This is a genomic window from Novosphingobium sp., from assembly GCF_040398825.1.
Taxonomy (GTDB): Bacteria; Pseudomonadota; Alphaproteobacteria; order Sphingomonadales; family Sphingomonadaceae; genus Novosphingobium.
In genome coordinates this window covers 1-16295 of record NZ_JBBATI010000032.1, presented here as the reverse complement: position 1 = coordinate 16295, position 16295 = coordinate 1, and the positions used below count along the sequence as shown (strand labels likewise).

The 16295-nt window shown below is 65.9% G+C and carries 11 protein-coding genes; 5 read left to right on the top strand and 6 right to left on the bottom strand.

The window, feature by feature from the left end:
* Window position 1: 1 nt before the first annotated feature.
* From ABWP89_RS14520 to ABWP89_RS14505, 4 genes are read right to left on the bottom strand one after another with little or no spacing between them, the layout of a single operon-like run.
* Entirely contained in the window at window positions 2–1426 is a 1425-nt protein-coding gene (locus tag ABWP89_RS14520; protein ID WP_353230167.1) for an efflux transporter outer membrane subunit, read from the bottom strand.
* On the bottom strand, window positions 1426–4680 hold the full coding sequence (locus ABWP89_RS14515) for an efflux RND transporter permease subunit (RefSeq protein ID WP_353230166.1): 3255 nt from the start codon (window positions 4678–4680) through the stop codon (window positions 1426–1428). Before ABWP89_RS14515 ends, ABWP89_RS14520 begins: the two co-directional genes overlap by 1 nt.
* Window positions 4677–7856, bottom strand: a complete 3180-nt coding sequence (locus ABWP89_RS14510) for an efflux RND transporter permease subunit (RefSeq protein ID WP_353230165.1) — start codon at window positions 7854–7856, stop codon at window positions 4677–4679. Before ABWP89_RS14510 ends, ABWP89_RS14515 begins: the two co-directional genes overlap by 4 nt.
* A complete protein-coding gene (locus ABWP89_RS14505; RefSeq protein ID WP_353230163.1) occupies window positions 7853–9172 on the bottom strand; it encodes an efflux RND transporter periplasmic adaptor subunit in 1320 nt (439 codons plus the stop codon). The genes ABWP89_RS14510 and ABWP89_RS14505 overlap by 4 nt, the downstream gene beginning before the upstream one ends.
* Window positions 9173–9468: 296 nt before the next feature.
* On the opposite strand from ABWP89_RS14505, the gene ABWP89_RS14500 reads away from it, so the two are divergent.
* On the top strand, window positions 9469–9957 hold the full coding sequence (locus ABWP89_RS14500) for a PaaI family thioesterase (protein WP_353230162.1): 489 nt from the start codon (window positions 9469–9471) through the stop codon (window positions 9955–9957).
* A 27-nt stretch (window positions 9958–9984) separates the two neighbouring features.
* Here the strand turns inward: ABWP89_RS14500 and ABWP89_RS14495 are convergent, their stop codons facing one another.
* Entirely contained in the window at window positions 9985–10284 is a 300-nt protein-coding gene (locus ABWP89_RS14495; RefSeq protein ID WP_353230161.1) for a hypothetical protein, read from the bottom strand.
* Window positions 10285–10509: 225 nt separating this feature from the next.
* Between ABWP89_RS14495 and ABWP89_RS14490 the strand changes: the two genes are divergently transcribed.
* The 3 genes from ABWP89_RS14490 (at window position 10510) to ABWP89_RS14480 (ending at window position 14469) form a co-directional block, all read left to right on the top strand.
* On the top strand, window positions 10510–12267 hold the full coding sequence (locus tag ABWP89_RS14490; RefSeq protein WP_353230160.1) for a cation:proton antiporter domain-containing protein: 1758 nt from the start codon (window positions 10510–10512) through the stop codon (window positions 12265–12267).
* A gap of 148 nt (window positions 12268–12415) precedes the next feature.
* Window positions 12416–12841 carry a MarR family winged helix-turn-helix transcriptional regulator gene (locus ABWP89_RS14485; protein WP_353230159.1) on the top strand — a complete coding sequence of 142 codons (426 nt, stop codon included), beginning with the start codon at window positions 12416–12418 and terminating at the stop codon, window positions 12839–12841.
* Window positions 12842–12918: 77 nt separating this feature from the next.
* Complete coding sequence (locus tag ABWP89_RS14480) at window positions 12919–14469, top strand: TLP1 C-terminal extension domain-containing protein (protein WP_353230158.1); 1551 nt, start codon at window positions 12919–12921, stop codon at window positions 14467–14469.
* Between the two features lie 32 nt (window positions 14470–14501).
* On the opposite strand, the gene ABWP89_RS14475 is transcribed toward ABWP89_RS14480, so the two are convergent.
* A complete protein-coding gene (locus ABWP89_RS14475) occupies window positions 14502–14966 on the bottom strand; it encodes an Lrp/AsnC family transcriptional regulator (RefSeq protein WP_353230157.1) in 465 nt (154 codons plus the stop codon).
* 136 nt (window positions 14967–15102) lie between these two features.
* Here ABWP89_RS14475 and ald point away from each other — a divergent pair, with 136 nt between their 5' ends.
* Entirely contained in the window at window positions 15103–16218 is a 1116-nt protein-coding gene (gene ald, locus ABWP89_RS14470; protein WP_353230156.1) for an alanine dehydrogenase, read from the top strand.
* Window positions 16219–16295: the final 77 nt, after the last annotated feature.

Here is a 16295-nt window from a genome sequence, read left to right as displayed (position 1 = left end):
GTCAGCGCGGCGCTGGCGCCAGAGCAACCGGGCCGGTCCATTGCCCGCCGATCGCCTGGATCAGCGCGACCGCGGCGTTCTGCTGGTTGACGGTGTTCTGGATCTGGTTGACCCGCGCGGACTGGGCGGTGGCCTGCGCCACAGTCACGGTGGTGAAATCGATGGTGCCCGCCTGATATTCGTTGCGCGTAACCGCCTCTGCCCGCGCCGCCGCTTGCGCTGCGGTGGCGTATTGGACCGCCTCTGCGCGATAGCCGTCATAGGCGGCCAGATTGGTCTCCACCTCTTGAAAAGCGGTCAGCACGGTCTGGCGATAGGTGGCCACGGTGCCGTCATAGGCCGCACGCGCGCCCGCCACCCGCGCGTTGCGCGCACCCCAGTCGAGCACACTTTGCGCGGCGCTCGCCCCCAGCGACCACAACGATGTGGCCGCGCCAAACAGCCCGGCGACCGATCCTGCGCTGGACCCCAGTGATCCGGTCAGCGATACTTGCGGAAAGAACGCCGCGCGCGCCACCCCGATTTGCGCATTGGCCGCCGCCACCTGGCGTTCGGCGGCAGCGACATCGGGCCGGCGCTCCACCACCGCCGACGGCAGCACGCCGGGCACCACCGGCACCACCGGCCGCCACGGCGCGGGCGCCAGCGCAAACGTGCCGGGGTTTTCGCCCACCAGCACCGCAATCGCGGTTTCATAGGCCACACGCTGCCGCGTCAGGTCGCGCCGGCTGGCCTCGGCATTGGCCAGCGTGGTGCGCGCAGTGTCAACATCGGCGGAATTGACCGTGCCGGCCGCATATTTGTTGCGCGCAATTTCCAGCGAGCGGCGATAGGACACCAGCGTTTCGTCCAGCATCGATGCCTGTGCATCGATCCCGCGCAAGACAAAATAATCAGTGGCCAGCGCGCCCTGTGCCGACAGCGTGGCATTGGCCAATTGCGCCGCCGACGCCTGCGCAGTGGCGCTGCTGGCGCGCGTGGTATTGGCCAGTGCGCCCCACAGATCCGGGGTCCAGCTGGCGGTGCCGGTGGCGGAAAATGACGATTTTGCGGGGATGCGCCCAGACACCGTGCCGTCACGCGACGCGCCGGTGGTCACGCCGACCGTGGGCAACAGGGCCGCGCGATCGACCCGGACCGTCGCCAGCGCCTGCGCATAGGCGGCGCGATAATAGGCCAGATTCTGGTTGGTGATCAGCACGCGCGCCTCCAGCGCGGTCAGCGTGTCATCGCCGAACAGCTGCCACCACGCACCCTTGGCCACCGCGTCCGATGGGCTGGCCGGCACCCAGCCCGGATCGGCGCGGAACGCCGACGTGGGCGTGACGCTGGCGGGCACGTGATAGGCCGGGGCGAACGAACAACCCGCCAGCAGCGTCGCCGCAGCGATCGGCACAAATGCACGGTTGAGCATGGCTTTGGTCATCATACGGGTCCTGACAGGGTGGGTTCGCCGCCCGGTTCCGGGCGCGGGGGCGCGGCACTGTGGCGCGCCAGCAGGTGTTCAAACGGTGAACGCCGGCGCCAGCGGTTCAGCGCCAGATAGACCACTGGCGTGGTCAGCAACGTCAACAGCTGGCTGACCAGCAATCCGCCAACAATCGCGATGCCCAGCGGACGGCGCAGTTCGGCCCCGTCGCCAAACCCGATCGCCAGCGGCAGCGCGCCAAATGCCGCTGCCAGCGTGGTCATCAGGATCGGGCGAAAGCGCAGCAGGCACGCCTCCCGAATGGCGTCAATCGGCGCCATGCCGAGCTGCCGTTCGCTTTCGATGGCAAAATCGATGATCAGGATGGCGTTCTTCTTCACGATCCCGATCAGCAGGATGATCCCGATCAGCGCGATGATGTCGAATTGCCCGCCGGTCACGATCAGCGCCAGAATTGCCCCCAGCCCGGCCGAGGGCAGCGTTGACAGCACCGTCAGCGGGTGGATCGCGGATTCATACAGGATGCCCAGCACGATATAGATCGTGCCGATCGCCGCGACGATCAGCCAGGGGATACTGGCGGTCGATTGCTGAAACACTTTGGCGGTGCCGCCAAAATCACCGTGGACCGTGGCCGGCAGCCCCAACCGCGCCTGCGTCTGCGCAATCAGCGTGGCGGCGGTGCCCAGCGATACCGCCGGCGGCAGGTTGAACGACACCGTGGCCGAGGGTTGGCCGCTGGAATGGCTGACCGCCGCATTGGTCGATGCCGCGCGCCATTGCGCCACGGTCGACAGCGGCACCAGCGTTGATGCCGCGGTGCTGACCGCGCTGCCCAGCGCCGCGCGGTTGCCCAGCGACGCATTGGCCGATGCCGCGTCGCGCGCCTGTGCAATCGGTGCGCCGGTGGGCAGGTACAGCTGGTCCAGCGCCTCTGGCCGGCCGTTGAACGCCGGGTCCAGCTCCATCACCACGTGATACTGGTTCAACCCCTTGTAGATATTGGCAACCTGGCGCTGGCCAAACGCATCATACAGCGTGTTGTCGATGTTGATCATCGACATGCCGAGCGAACTGGCGCGATCGCGATCGACCTGCACATAGGCCGATGCACCGGCATCCTGTTGATCGATATCGACATCGCTGATCATCGCCGGCTGCTTTTTCAGCGCGGCGACCAGCCGGCTGCCGGCATTGGCGAGCCCCTCCGGACTGTCGGCATAGAGCACATATTGGTATGATGCGGTGGTCTGGCGGCCGCCGATCATCAGGTCCTGCACCGGGTTGAGGAACAGGCTGACCCCGCGCACGCGCGCCAGCTTGGGCCGCAGCCGCTCAATCACTTCGGTCACCGGCGCGCGGGCATTGCGCGGTTTCAGATTGACGAACATGAAGCCCGATCCGGCGCGCCCGCCGCCGGAAAACGCCACCACCGTCGCCACCGCCGGGTCGGCGCGCACGATGGCCTCCAGCGCGGTCAGCTTTTCGGCGGTGGCGCGAAACGACAGCGATTGATCAACCCGCAGCCCCCCGGTCATGCTGCCGGTATCCTGTTGCGGCAGGAAACCCTTTGGCGCGATGGAAATGCCATAGACATTCAGCACCACCGCCCCCGCCAGCAGCAACAGCACCGGCCCGCGATGATCCAGCGCCCAGTCCAGCTGGCGCGCATAATTGCGGTGCAGAAAATCGAAAAAGCGCTGCGATCCGCCAAACACCGCGCGGCTGAACCGGTCGCGGTGGCTTTCCGACGCGCGCTCTACCTTTAGCAATCGCGCCGCCAGCATCGGTGTGACCGACAGCGATGCGACCATGCTGATCAGCACCGCCGCGGTCATCGTCACCGCAAATTCGCGCAGCAGGCGCCCGAATATGCCGCCCATGAACAGCAGCGGGATGAACACCGCCACCAGGCTGACCGAAATCGACAACACCGTAAAGCCGACCTCGCGCGCGCCTTGCAGCGCCGCCGGCAGCGGTTTCATGCCCCGCTCCACATGGCGGGCGATGTTTTCGACCACCACGATCGCGTCATCCACGACAAACCCGGTGGCCACCGTCAGCGCCATCAACGACAGGTTGTCGAGCAGAAACCCCAGCAGATACATCACCCCCAGCGTGCCCAGCAGCGATACGATCACCGCCGACGCCGGGATCAGCGTGGCGCGCCAGCTTTGCAGAAACAGGCTGACCACCAGCACCACCAGCAATGTCGACACCGCCAGGCTGACCTCCACCTCGGCCAGCGAGGCGCGGATGGTCACGGTGCGGTCGGTGGCCAGCGACAGCTTGATATCGTCGGGCAACAGCGCCTGCAGATCGGGCAATTGCGCCTTGATCGCATCGACGGTCAGCACGATATTGGCATCGGGCTGGCGGGTGACGATGATCGGCACCGCGCGCTTGCCGTTGAACAGCCCCATCGTGCGCGTGTCTTCGGGCGCATCGATAACCCGCGCAATATCCATCAGCCGCACCGCCGCGCCATTGCGCCAGGCAATCACGGTCGGCGCAAAATCGGCCGCCGACAGCGCCGGATTGTTGCCATAGACCTGCCAGGCCAGACCATTGCCGCTGGTGCTGATACCTTCGATCACCCCGCGCGGGCGGTTGGTGCTGGCCGATTGCAGCGCGGTGCGCACGTCTTCCAGCGCGATGCCGTCGCGCGCCAGCACGGTCGGATTGATTTCGATCCGCACCGACGGCAGCGCCGCGCCGCCCAGTTCGACATTGCCGACGCCGTTCACCTGCAACAGTTTCTGCTGCACGATATTGGCCACCGCGTCATAGATCTGATCAGGGGTGCGCGTCTTGCTGGTCAGCGCCAGGATCAGGATCGGCGCCTCGGCCGGGTTGATCTTGCGGTAATTGGGCTGTGATTTCAGCGTGGTCGGCAGATCGGCGCGCGATGCGGCAATCGCCGCCTGCACATCGCGCGCGGCGCCATCGATATCGCGCGCCAGATCAAACTGGATGACAACACTGGCCGAACCGGTGGTGGAGCGCGAGGTGATCTCGGTCACCCCGGCAATCGCCTGCAAGTGCCGTTCGAGCGGGCTGGCAACGGTGCTGGCCATCGTCGCCGGGCTGGCCCCCGGCAGATTGGCCTGAACCTGGATCACCGGAATATCAATGCGCGGCAGCGGCGCCACCGGCAGGTTCAAAAACGACAGCACCCCGGCCAGCACCACGCCGATCGTCAACAGCACGGTGCCCACCGGCCGGCGGATGAAAGGCGCGGAAAAGTTCACGCCGGATTCGGTTGCGGTGCTGGCACTTGCGGTGCTGGCGGTGGCGCCGCCGGACCGGAACGGCCGTCACGCGCCGCCCGCCGGCCTTCGAACGCCAGAAAGATCACCGGCGTGGTGAACAGCGTCAGCACCTGGCTGAGGATCAGCCCGCCGGCGATCGCCAGCCCCAGCGGCTGACGCAGTTCATGCCCCATGCCGGTGCCGAAAATCATCGGCAGCGCGGCAAACAGCGCGGCAAAGGTGGTCATCATGATCGGCCGGAACCGCAACAGCGCGGCGCGACGGATCGCGGTCAGCGGGTCCTGACCCTGTTCGCGCATGGCGGCGATGGCAAAATCGATCATCATGATCGCGTTCTTTTTGACGATCCCGATCAGCAGCACGATGCCGATCACGCCAATCACCCCCAACCCGTATGACGAAAACAGCAGCACGATCAGCGCGCCCACCCCTGCCGAGGGCAGCGTCGACAGGATGGTAACCGGGTGGATAAAGCTTTCGTACAGCACGCCCAGCACGATGTAGACCACCAGCACCGCCGCCAGCACCAGCAGCAGTTCGTTGCCCAGTGCCGACCGGAACGCCGATGCCGCACCGGAAAAATCGGTGGTGACCGACAGCGGCAGGCCAATCTCCTGCTCTGCCCGTTCGATCGAGGCGACCGCCGCGCCCAGCGACACACCGGGCGCCACATCAAACCCGATCGACGCATTGGGAAACTGGTTTTGCCGCGACAGTTCCAGCGGCACCCAGCCTTCGCGAATGGTGGCGACCGTGCCCAGCGCGACCTGCGTGCCAGAGCTCAACGGGATATAGAACCGCGCCAGCGCCGATGGATCGGCCAGCATACCCGGCGCGGCCGACAGGATCACCCGGTTCTGGCTGGACTGGGTATAGATCGTCGAAATGATCCGTTGGCCAAACGCATCATACAGCGCGTTGTCGATGGTCAGCGATGACAGCCCCAGCCGCGCGGCGGCATCGCGGTTGACATCGATGGTGATTGCCCGACCCGCCCCCAGGCTGGCGGTGTTGACATCCACCAGCGCAGGATCATCGCGCAATTTGTCCGCCAGTTTTCGCGCCCAGGTGTTGACCACGTCGGCATCGGCGCCCTGCAGCGAAAAACGATACGGGGTCAGCCCGGTTTCGGTATCGATGGTCAGGTCCTGCACCGGTTGCAGATAGATGCGCACGCCGGCCACGTGCGCGGCGCGCGCGGCCAGATCGGCGGTGATCGTGGCCAGGCTGCCGCGCTGGGTCACGGGTTGCAGATTGATGATCATCCGGCCCTGGTTGAGCGCGGCATTCTGGCCATCGACGCCCACCGCCGATGACAGTGACGCCACCCCCGGCGCATCCAGCAGCGCCGCCGCAACCCGTTGCTGCAACGCGGCCATCTGCACAAAGCTGATATCGGGGCTGGCCACCACGGTCGCGCGGATCTGGCCGGTGTCCTGCACCGGAAACAGGTTTTTGGGGATCACCCAGAACAATCCGCCGGCCAGCAGCAGGCTGAGCGCAAACACCGTCAGCGTCGCGCGCGGGCGATCGATCACCCAATCCAGTGCCCCCGCATAGCTGCGCGCCAGCCGGTCGAATTGCGCCATCGCCTTGTCCACCACGGCCAGCCGCCGTTCGGCATGCGCCGGGCGCAACAGCCGCGCCGCCAGCATCGGCACCACCGTCAGCGCGACCACCGCCGACAGCACGATGGTCACCGCCAGGCTGATCGCGAATTCGCGAAACAGCCGCCCGACCACATCACCCATGAACAGCAGCGGGATCAGCACCGCAATCAGGCTGAGCGTCAGCGATATGATCGTAAAGCCGATTTCGCTCGCACCTTTCAGCGCGGCATCGAACGGTTTCATCCCGTCCTCGATATGCCGCGCGATGTTTTCGATCACCACGATCGCGTCATCGACCACAAACCCCGATGCGATCGTCAGTGCCATCAGCGTCAGGTTGTTGATCGAAAAACCCAGCGCCCACATCGCCGCAAATGCGCCGATCAGGCTGAGCGGGACCGATATCGCGGCAATCAGCGTCGCGCGTGGTGAGCCCAGGAACAGGAATATCACCAGCACCACCAGCAGCACCGCCACCACCAGTTCAAACTGCACATCCGACACCGACGCGCGAATGCCCTCGGTCCGGTCGGTCAGGACCGTCACTTTGACATCGGCGGGCAATTGCGCCTGCAGATCGGGCAGCGATGATTTGATCGCATCGACGGTGGCGATGACATTGGCGCCGGGCTGGCGCTGCACATCGATGATCACCGCCGGTTGCCGGTTCATCCAGCTGCCGGTGCGCACGTTTTCCACGCCGTCTTCGACACTGGCGACGTCTTTCAGCCGCACCGGCTGATTTTTGGCCACCGCCACGATCAGGTCGGCATAGGCCTTTGCGCTGCCGAGCTGATCGTTGGAATCGATCGTCCAGCTTTTCGCCGCGCCGTCAAAACTGCCCTTGGCAATGTTCGAATTGGCGTTGGCAATGGCGTTGCGGATGGTTTCCAGGCTTAGCCCGCGCGCGGCAAGCGCCTGCACATTGGCAAAGATCCGCACCGCCGGGCGCTGGCCCGCCGACAGGCTGACCAGGCCAACGCCCGATACTTGCGCGATCTTGTTGGAAAACTGGCGTTCGACAATGCCGTCAACTTCACCCAGCGACCGCGTTGCCGATGTGACCGCCAGGGTCAGGATCGGCGCATCGGCGGGATTGACCTTGGCATAGACCGGCGGTGCCGGCAGATCGGACGGCAGCAGCGAATTGGCCGCGTTGATCGACGCCTGCACTTCCTGTTCGGCGACATCAAGCGACAGCCCGAGCGCGAATTGCAGCGTGACCACCGATGCGCCCGACGACGAATAGGATGTCATCCGGGTCAGCCCGGGCATCTGCCCGAACTGGCGTTCCAGCGGGCTGGTCACCGTCAGCGCCATCACATCGGGGCTGGCCCCCGGGTACAGCGTACTGACCTGAATAGTCGGGTAATCCACCTGCGGCAGCGCCGACAGCGGCAATTGCCCCCAGGCGATCAGCCCGGCCAGCAGCAACGCGACCATCAACAGGATCGTCGCCACCGGGCGCAGGATAAATGGTCGCGACGGGCCGCCCGGCAGGGTGTCGCCGGTCGGCGGGTTTGCCGCGATATCGCTGTCGGTCACGGGTTGCCGGCCCCGCCCGCGCCCTTGCGCCGCTGGCCGCCCGCTGTAACACCTTTATCTCCGGGCAGACGCACGGCGGACCCGTTGTCCAGCCCGTCGGCGCCTTCGGACACCACCACCTGCCCGCGGGTCAGCCCGGACAGGATCGCGGTGCGCGTGCCATCGCTGGGCCCGGTGCGCACCACGGCGATTTTCACGGTCTTGTCAGGTTGCACCAGAAACACGAAATCACCCTGCGTACCGTGGCGCAGCGCCGATACCGGCACTGTCGGCACCTGGCGCAGGGTATCGACCAGCATCGTCACGTTGACGAACTGGTTGGGAAACAGCGCCCGCGCTGCTGCACCCGATGCCGCGCCCGACGCTGCAACCGGCGGGTTGGCCACACGTGCCTTGGCCATGACTGTGCCGGTGGCGGTGTTGATCTGGTTGTCAAAGGTCGAAAACGCCCCTTGCGCCAACACGGTCTTGTTATCCTGGTCCAGCACCGTGACCGGCAGCCCGGCGCCGCTGCCGACCTTGCGCTGAACATCGCCCAAGAGCGCCTGCGGAATCGAAAATTGCACATCGATGGGATCGATGCGGGTCACCACCGCCACCCCGGCGGCATCCGATGGCGTGGTAAAGCTGCCGACGCTGACCTGTTTCAGCCCGATCCGGCCCGCAAACGGCGCCTTGATCGTGGTGTATTGCAGGTTGAGCCGCGCCGAGCCCACTGCGGCGCGATCGGTGGCGACGGTGCCCTCCAGCTGGGCCACGGTGGTGCGTGCATTTTCCAGCGTCTGCCGCGCGACCGAATCCTGCATGCTGAGCGTTTCATACCGCTGCAGGTCAAGCCGTGCCATCGCCAGCGTGGCGCTGTCGCGCGCCAGCGTCCCTTCGGCCTGTTGCAGGGTCAGCGCATAGGGGCGCGGATCAATCTGCACGATCGGCTGGCCGGCAGAGACCATCTGCCCTTCGCGAAACAGGATCGCGGTGACATTGCCCGACAGCTGGGTGTGCACGGTCGCGGTATCGAGCGGGGTGACCGTGCCGATCGCACTGACCGTTTCGGGCATATCGGCCAGCACCACCGGGGCCACCGCCACCGCCGATGGAGGCCGGCCCGATTTGGCATTTTTGGTGACCCCGGCAGCGGCAAACCACCGTGCAGCCAGCGCCACCGCCACGATCGCCAGCACCACCAGCAACCACGCCAGCCAGCGCGGACGCGATCGGCGCAGGGCGTCATCGGTCGTTTCGGGGCCTTGCGGGGTAAAACCCGGCGATGGGAAACTGGACAGGGCAATCCTCCGTGGGCCCGCGCCAGCGCCCAATGACAGGGGTGCTGGTGCGATCTGCCACCTTGCAACGGATCGCAACGTGCGACCGCGCGGGCTTCCTAACGCGTTTGGTTGTCCGAACGGAAACACTTAATTGTCGTGGTGGCGCCGATAGCGGGCAACAATTGCATCAAGACGTATCAGGCTCGGGCTCGGGCGCTGCCGCGGGCGGGCGCAGGCGGGCTCGGGCGCTGCCGCGGCCACACATCTGCGGGGTTGACGCATCAAAGGCGCTACGCCAACGCCGCCATCAGCCTTCCCGGCGCCTTGTGCCACAGGAGTTCCTTCGCGTGACCGACCATGCCGCCCCGCCCGCGCCTGCCATCCGTCCACTGCCGGGGGCGCCATTCCGGGGCAATCTGCGGCTGATCGACCAGGGTGAATGGGCCGGATGGCACCAATGGGCAGGCAATGACCCGTTCGAGGATTCGACCGGACCGTTTTACGTCGCGCACGATGAACACGGCATTGTCTGCGGGTTTCGCCCGGCGGCACACAACCGCAATGGCCATGGCAGCATCCACGGCGGGTGCCTGATGACCTTTGCCGATTTTGCACTGTTCATGCTCGGCGCGTCACAGGGGGAGGAAATTCACGGCGTGACCGTCAGCATGAATTCGGAATTTCTGGCGCCGGCCTATGCCGGGCAACTGCTGATCGGGCGCGGCGAACGCATTGCCGGGGGGCGCAGTTTGCTGTTTGTGCGCGGGGTAATCAGCGCCGATGGTGCGCCAGTGCTGTCATTTTCGGGGGTCGTAAAGCGCGTAAAGGGCGCCTGACGGTATCAGGCGCCCCTTCGCAGGCCATCAACCGACGCGCGTGCCGGTCATCGGAAAAGTGCCGAACATGCCGGCGGTGACCGATCCAGCCACGCTGTCGCCCGTGATCGTCGCCTTGCAATCGATCTTCATTGGCATCGGCGAGGTGATCTTGCTGGACCAGATCAGCGTGTCGCCGTCGACCACGCCGTCGGGAATTTCGATCGCACCCATCGGGCCGTTGTTGCTGCCCGTGAACGCGCCGCCGTCGGCGTTGACCGTCAGGGTGGATTTCTGTTCGCCCATCGGCGTTTTCGTCACGACTTCATAAACACCGCTAACTGACATCGTATTCTCCCGTTGATATGGCGTTGGCTTGATCACGCAACGTCTGGAATTTCGCTGTTGCCTACAATGATGTCAACAGCATTGCAGCGCGGCGCCAACACCGGCCAAAATGCTTGACGTCATGACCGGGAACGCGACAACAGACGACGCGTGCGCAGGTGCGCTGATTTCACGCAAACCCAGCAAACCGGGAGCAGACCGCTGCACACCAACACGCCTTCACCCTTGCTGCACGACGGTTTTCTGCTGCTGGGCTTTGCGCTCGCGTTTGTGCTGCTGTTCCGCCGGCTCGGTCTGGGGGCCACGCTGGGCTATCTGCTGGCGGGCGTGGTGGTCGGGCCGCAATGCCTGGGGCTGGTGGGCCAGGCCGAACAGAAAATGGGCATTGCCGAACTGGGCATCACCCTGCTGCTGTTTCTGGTCGGGCTGGAACTGGAACCGGCGCGGCTGTGGCGGATGCGGCGCGATATCGTCCTGACCGGGCTGATGCAGGTGGCCGGGTGCGGGCTGGTGCTGGCCGCCGCGCTGCATTTTCTGACCGGGTTCAGCCAGGCCGCGGCGCTGGCGCTGGGGCTGCCGCTGGCGTTGTCGTCCACTGCGCAGGTGCTGCCGATGCTGCAATCATCGGGCCGGCTGAAAACGCGGTTTGGCGAACGCGCGTTTGCCATCCTGCTGTTTCAGGATCTGTCGATCATCCCGCTGATCACGATTGTCGCCGCGCTCAGCCGCAATCCGGCCGATGCCGGTGGCCCGCCCGGCTGGCAGATGGTGCTGGAAACCGCGGGAGCTATTGTGGCGCTGGTGCTGGCCGGGCGCTATGCCCTGCGGCCGCTGTTCCGCCTGATCGGCGATCTGGGCGAGCGCGAGATGTTTGTAGTGGCGGCGTTGTTCACCGTGCTGGCGGCCGCCGCGCTGATGGAATTTCTGGGGCTGTCGAGCGCGCTGGGCGCGTTCATCGCCGGGGTCATGCTGGCGGGATCACCCTATCGGCATGAGCTGGAGGCCGATGTCGAACCGTTCCGGTCGATCCTGTTGGGGCTGTTTTTCCTGTCGGTCGGGATGATGCTGGACCTGAGCGCGATCATCCATGATCCGCTGTTTGTGGTGGCGATGGCGCTGCTGGTGATCGTGATCAAGGCCGCGGTGATCATCGGCATTGGCGCAATGCTCGGCATGGGCTGGCGCGCCGCGCTGGCGCTGGGGCTGTTGCTGAGCCAGGGCGGCGAATTCGGCTTTGTGCTGTTTGCCCAGGCCACCCGCGCCATGCTGATCGCGCCCCAGGCGGCCAGCCTGTTTGGCGCGGTGGTCACGCTGTCGATGGCCACCACCCCGTTCCTGATGACCGCCACGCGCCGGTTCCGCACCCCACCCGCCGATCAGGAGGCGACGCGTGAGGCACCGGGCGAACAACCCGCCAGCGATGGCGCCAGCGCGCTGATCGTCGGCTATGGCCGGTTTGGCCAGGCGGTGGGCCAGATGTTGATGACGTGCGGCATTGCGGTCACCTGCATCGATCGCAACGTGACCGCGATCGACCGGTCCGCCGCGTTCGGGATGAAAGTCTATTTTGGCGAAGGCACCCGGCTGGATGTGCTGCGCCAGGCCGGCGCGGCCGATGCGGCGATGATCCTGTTCTGCATCGATGGCGATCAGATCGATGCCGCGCTGGTACAGGCCGTGCACCACGCCTTTCCCCAGGCGTCGATCCATGTCCGCGTGTTCGACCGCCGGTCAAAGATCCTGCTCGATCCCACCCCGGCCAGATATGTCATCCGCGAAACGATGGAATCGGCGATTGCCATGGCGCGGCTGGCGCTTGACGACGTGGGCCTGTCCAACGAGGCGATCGGCCGCGCCGAAACCAAATTCCGCGCGCGCGATCAGGAACGGCTGACGCTGCAGATCGAAACCGGCGACATGCACGCCGCCGACCACACCATCGTGACCGAAGTGGCGATGGAGCCCGTTGTCGAAGGTGGCTGATGCATGCAGCGGCATGGAAACATGATGCCGCTGCATGGACATTTCGATGCAACGGCATCAAACGGGCAATCCCTGCCGACCGGTTAATCGATGCATCGGCATCGAACCGGAATTGTGCCCCGCCCCGGCGCGGTCCATCACAATGGCCATGACCACACCCGCCGCCATCACGCTGCTCGCCTGGGATCGCCTGCTGTCGGCCAGCGCGCGCGCACTGGGCCATGCCCGCCGCGAACTGAAACGCGGCGGGCTGCCGCCGATCGAATGGTATGACATCCTGGCCGCGCTGGAACGGCGCGGGCCCACCCGCCCGCGCGATCTGCAATCCGCGCTGGGCATCGAACAGTACAATCTGTCGCGGCTGCTGTCGCGGATGGCGCAGGCCGGGCTGGTGACGGTAACCCCCGCCCCTGGCGATGCGCGCGGGCAACTGGTGGCACTGACGGCCGAGGGCACGGCGCGGCGGGCGGCGATGTGGCCGGCCTATGCCGCTGCCATCAGCCAGTCGATCGAACCACGGCTGGACAGCGATGCGCGGATCGCGCTGGCCGGGATGCTGGACAGGATCGGCTGAAGCCCATGCAGTTTCCGCTTGCCCGGGCAGCCAATCCGCGCTCTTAATCGTGTGGTTAAATCACCACAGGAATGCTCATGCCCACCACTGCCCATGCCGCGCTTGATCCACGCACACCGGTGATCGTCGGCGTCGGCCAGGCGGTCGAACGCATTGAAGACGCAGGCTATGTCGGCCTTTCCGCCGCTGACCTGGCCGCGCGCGCAGCCGAAGCAGCGCTGGCCGACAGCGGGGCGGCCGACCGCGCCCGCGCCGCGATCACCGCCGTGGGTGCGGTGCGCACGTTTGAGGATTCCAACGCCGCGCCGTTTCCATTCGGCAAGCCTGACAAATTCCCGCTGGCCGTGGCGCGGCGGCTGGGCATCACGCCCGCGCTGGCCGTGCTGGACAAAGTCGGCGGGCAATCGCCGGTCACCCTGCTGATGGAGATGGGCGCGCGGATCTTGGCCGGTGAAGCGCAGGCCGCGCTGGTGTTCGGCGCAGAGGCGATTTCGTCCACCCGCCACCTGTCCGCACAGGGGCAGATCCGCGACTGGGCCGAAACCGACGATGCCGCGATGGACGATCGCGGGCTGGGCGTCAAAGGCCTGCTGTCGCCGCTGGCCATCGCGCATGGCATAGTATCGCCCCCGATCGCCTATGCGCTGATGGAAAACGCCCGGCGCGGCAGGTTGCACGCCGATCGCGTCAGCTATGCGCGCATGATGGGCGACCTGTTTGCCCCGTTTACGCACATTGCCGCCGCCAACCCCTATGCCTGCGCCGCGTCATCACCACTGACGACCGACGAAATCGCCACGCCGACGGCGCGCAACCGGCTGGTCAGCGATCCCTACACGATCAAACTGGTGTCGCGCGATCAGGTCAACCAGGGCGCCGCCGTGCTGCTGATGAGCGTGGCCGCCGCCCGCGCCGCCGGCATTCCCGAAACGCACTGGACCTTTATCCACGCTGCCGCCACGGCGCAGGAAAAGGACATCCTCGCCCGACCGCAGATTGATGCCTATCCTGCCGCCCGTGCCACGCTTGCGGCCGCACTGGCGCTGGCCGGGCGCGTGCCCGCCGATTTTGCCGCGTTCGATCTGTACAGCTGTTTTCCCATCCCGGTGTTCAATGCGATGGGCGCACTGGGGCTGGCGGCGGATGATCCACGCGGACTGACCGTAACCGGCGGGCTTCCCTATTTTGGCGGCGCGGGAAACAACTATTCGCTGCACGCGGTGGCCAGCATGGCGGAACGGCTGCGCGGCCATGGCGAGGCGCGCTATGGGCTGATCGGTGCCAATGGCGGGTTCCAATCCAAATACGCGGCGATGGTGCTGTCATCGGCCGCGGCACCGTGGCGCGCGCTGGCGCACGATGCCATTCAGGCCGGGCTGGATGCCGTGGCCGATGTGGTGCCCGTGGCCGAGGCGAATGGCACCGGCACCATTGAAACCTATACCGTGTGGCGCACCAGGGGCGAACCCGCCAATGCCATCGTCATCGGCACCATGGCCGACGGCGCGCGCTTTATCGCCAACGCCGCCGACGACGCGACGCTGGCGCTGGCCGCGCAAACCGACCTGATCGGCGCACACGTCACGCTCAGCTTCGATGGCAAACGCAACCGGTTCAGCGCACGATAAATAGCCCTCCCCCTGAGGGGCGGGGCTTGACGTCACCGCAGACGGCTGACCGGATAGGCACCCATGCGTTTGATCCGCCGCAGCGAAAACGATGACCGCATCGCCGATACCCCCGGCAGCCGCGCCAGGCATTCGCGGTGGATGGCGTCATAGTCCGACAGATCCGCCGCCGCCACGCGCAACAGGTAATCGGCGGTGCCGCTCATCAGGTGGCATTCCAGAATGTCGTCAAAATCCGCCACGGAACGCTCAAACCGGTCCATCGCCTCGCGGCTCTGGCTGGTCAGCGTGATTTCGACAAACACCTCCACCGCCAGCCCCAGCCGGCGCGGATCGACCCGCGCGGCATAGCCGGCGATCAGCCCCGCCTCTTCCAGCGCCTTGATCCGCCGGTGGCACGCCGATGGCGACAGCGCGACCAGCTCTGCCAGATCGGCCACCGATCGCGACGAATCGTTTTGCAGCGCTTCAAGCAGGTTGCGGTCGGTACGATCCATGCAAAAATTTTCCGATAATTGCCCATGATGCGCAATACCATTGCAGCGACCCCCGCAACAAGGGTGAAATCGGGTGATACATTGCGCACGCCCGGGATTATTCTGCGCGCACAGTTTTTCGACACAGGAGCGACCCATGCGCATCGGCACCGTCACCGAAATCAAGAACCACGAATACCGCGTCGGGCTGACCCCGGAATCGGCGCGCGAACTGGTCGCGCATGGCCATGACGTGTGGGTGCAGGCGGGCGCAGGCCTGGGCATTGGCGCCGCCGACGCCGCCTATGAGGCCGCCGGCGCCACCATCAAGCCCGATGCCGCGACCATCTTCGCCGGCGCCGACATGATCGTGAAGGTGAAAGAACCGCAGGCGATCGAATGCGCGCAACTGCGCAAAGGCCAGGTGCTGTACACCTATCTGCACCTTGCGCCCGACCCGGAACAGACCGCCGCGCTGATCAAATCGGGCGTGACCGCGATCGCCTATGAAACCGTCACCGGCCCGGGCCGCAGCCTGCCGCTGCTGAAACCGATGAGCCAGGTTGCCGGCCGCATGGCCATCCAGGCCGGCGCCACCGCGCTGGAAAAGGCGCATGGCGGGCGCGGCGTGCTGCTGGGCGGCGTGCCCGGCGTGGCCCCGGGCAAAGTCGTCGTCATCGGCGGCGGCGTAGTCGGATTCAATTCCGCGCAAATGGCGGTCGGCCTGGGCGCCGATGTCACCATCCTTGATCGCGACCCAGAGGTGCTGGAACGGCTGGACAACCATTTCCAGGGCCGCGCCAGCACGATCTATGCCGGCACCGCCACGCTGGCCGCGCTGGTGGCAGAGGCCGATCTGGTGATCGGCGCCGTGCTGATCCCCGGCGCCGCCGCACCAAAACTGGTCACGCGCGCCATGCTGTCCACCATGCGGCCGGGCGCGGTGCTGGTCGATGTCGCCATCGACCAGGGCGGCTGTTTTGAAACCAGCCACGCCACCACCCATGCCGAACCGACTTATATGGTCGATGGCATCGTGCACTATTGCGTCGCCAACATGCCCGGCGCGGTCGCGCGTACCAGCACTTATGCGCTCAACAACGTCACCCTGCCCCACGCCCTGCGCATGGCCAACCTGGGCTGGAAAGCCGCCCTGCGCGCCGACGCCCACCTGGCCGCCGGCCTGAACGTACACGAAGGCCACGTAACGTACGAAGCCGTCGCGGTTGAACTCGGCTATCCCTACGTGCCCGTGGCCGAAGTGCTGGGCTGAACCAACATAAGCCCCTCCCCTTAGGGGCTACGGCATTCACACATCGTGGTTGCGAAGGTTGCAGATGTCTGATTCGT

Coding starts and splice junctions, on each gene's coding strand:
- ABWP89_RS14520 (WP_353230167.1), bottom strand. CDS start 1,426: ATGACCAAAGCCATGCTCAACCGTGCATTTGTGCCGATCGCTGCGGCG.
- ABWP89_RS14495 (WP_353230161.1), bottom strand. CDS start 10,284: ATGTCAGTTAGCGGTGTTTATGAAGTCGTGACGAAAACGCCGATGGGC.
- ABWP89_RS14485 (WP_353230159.1), top strand. CDS start 12,416: ATGACCACACCCGCCGCCATCACGCTGCTCGCCTGGGATCGCCTGCTG.
- ABWP89_RS14480 (WP_353230158.1), top strand. CDS start 12,919: ATGCCCACCACTGCCCATGCCGCGCTTGATCCACGCACACCGGTGATC.
- ABWP89_RS14475 (WP_353230157.1), bottom strand. CDS start 14,966: ATGGATCGTACCGACCGCAACCTGCTTGAAGCGCTGCAAAACGATTCG.
- ald (WP_353230156.1), top strand. CDS start 15,103: ATGCGCATCGGCACCGTCACCGAAATCAAGAACCACGAATACCGCGTC.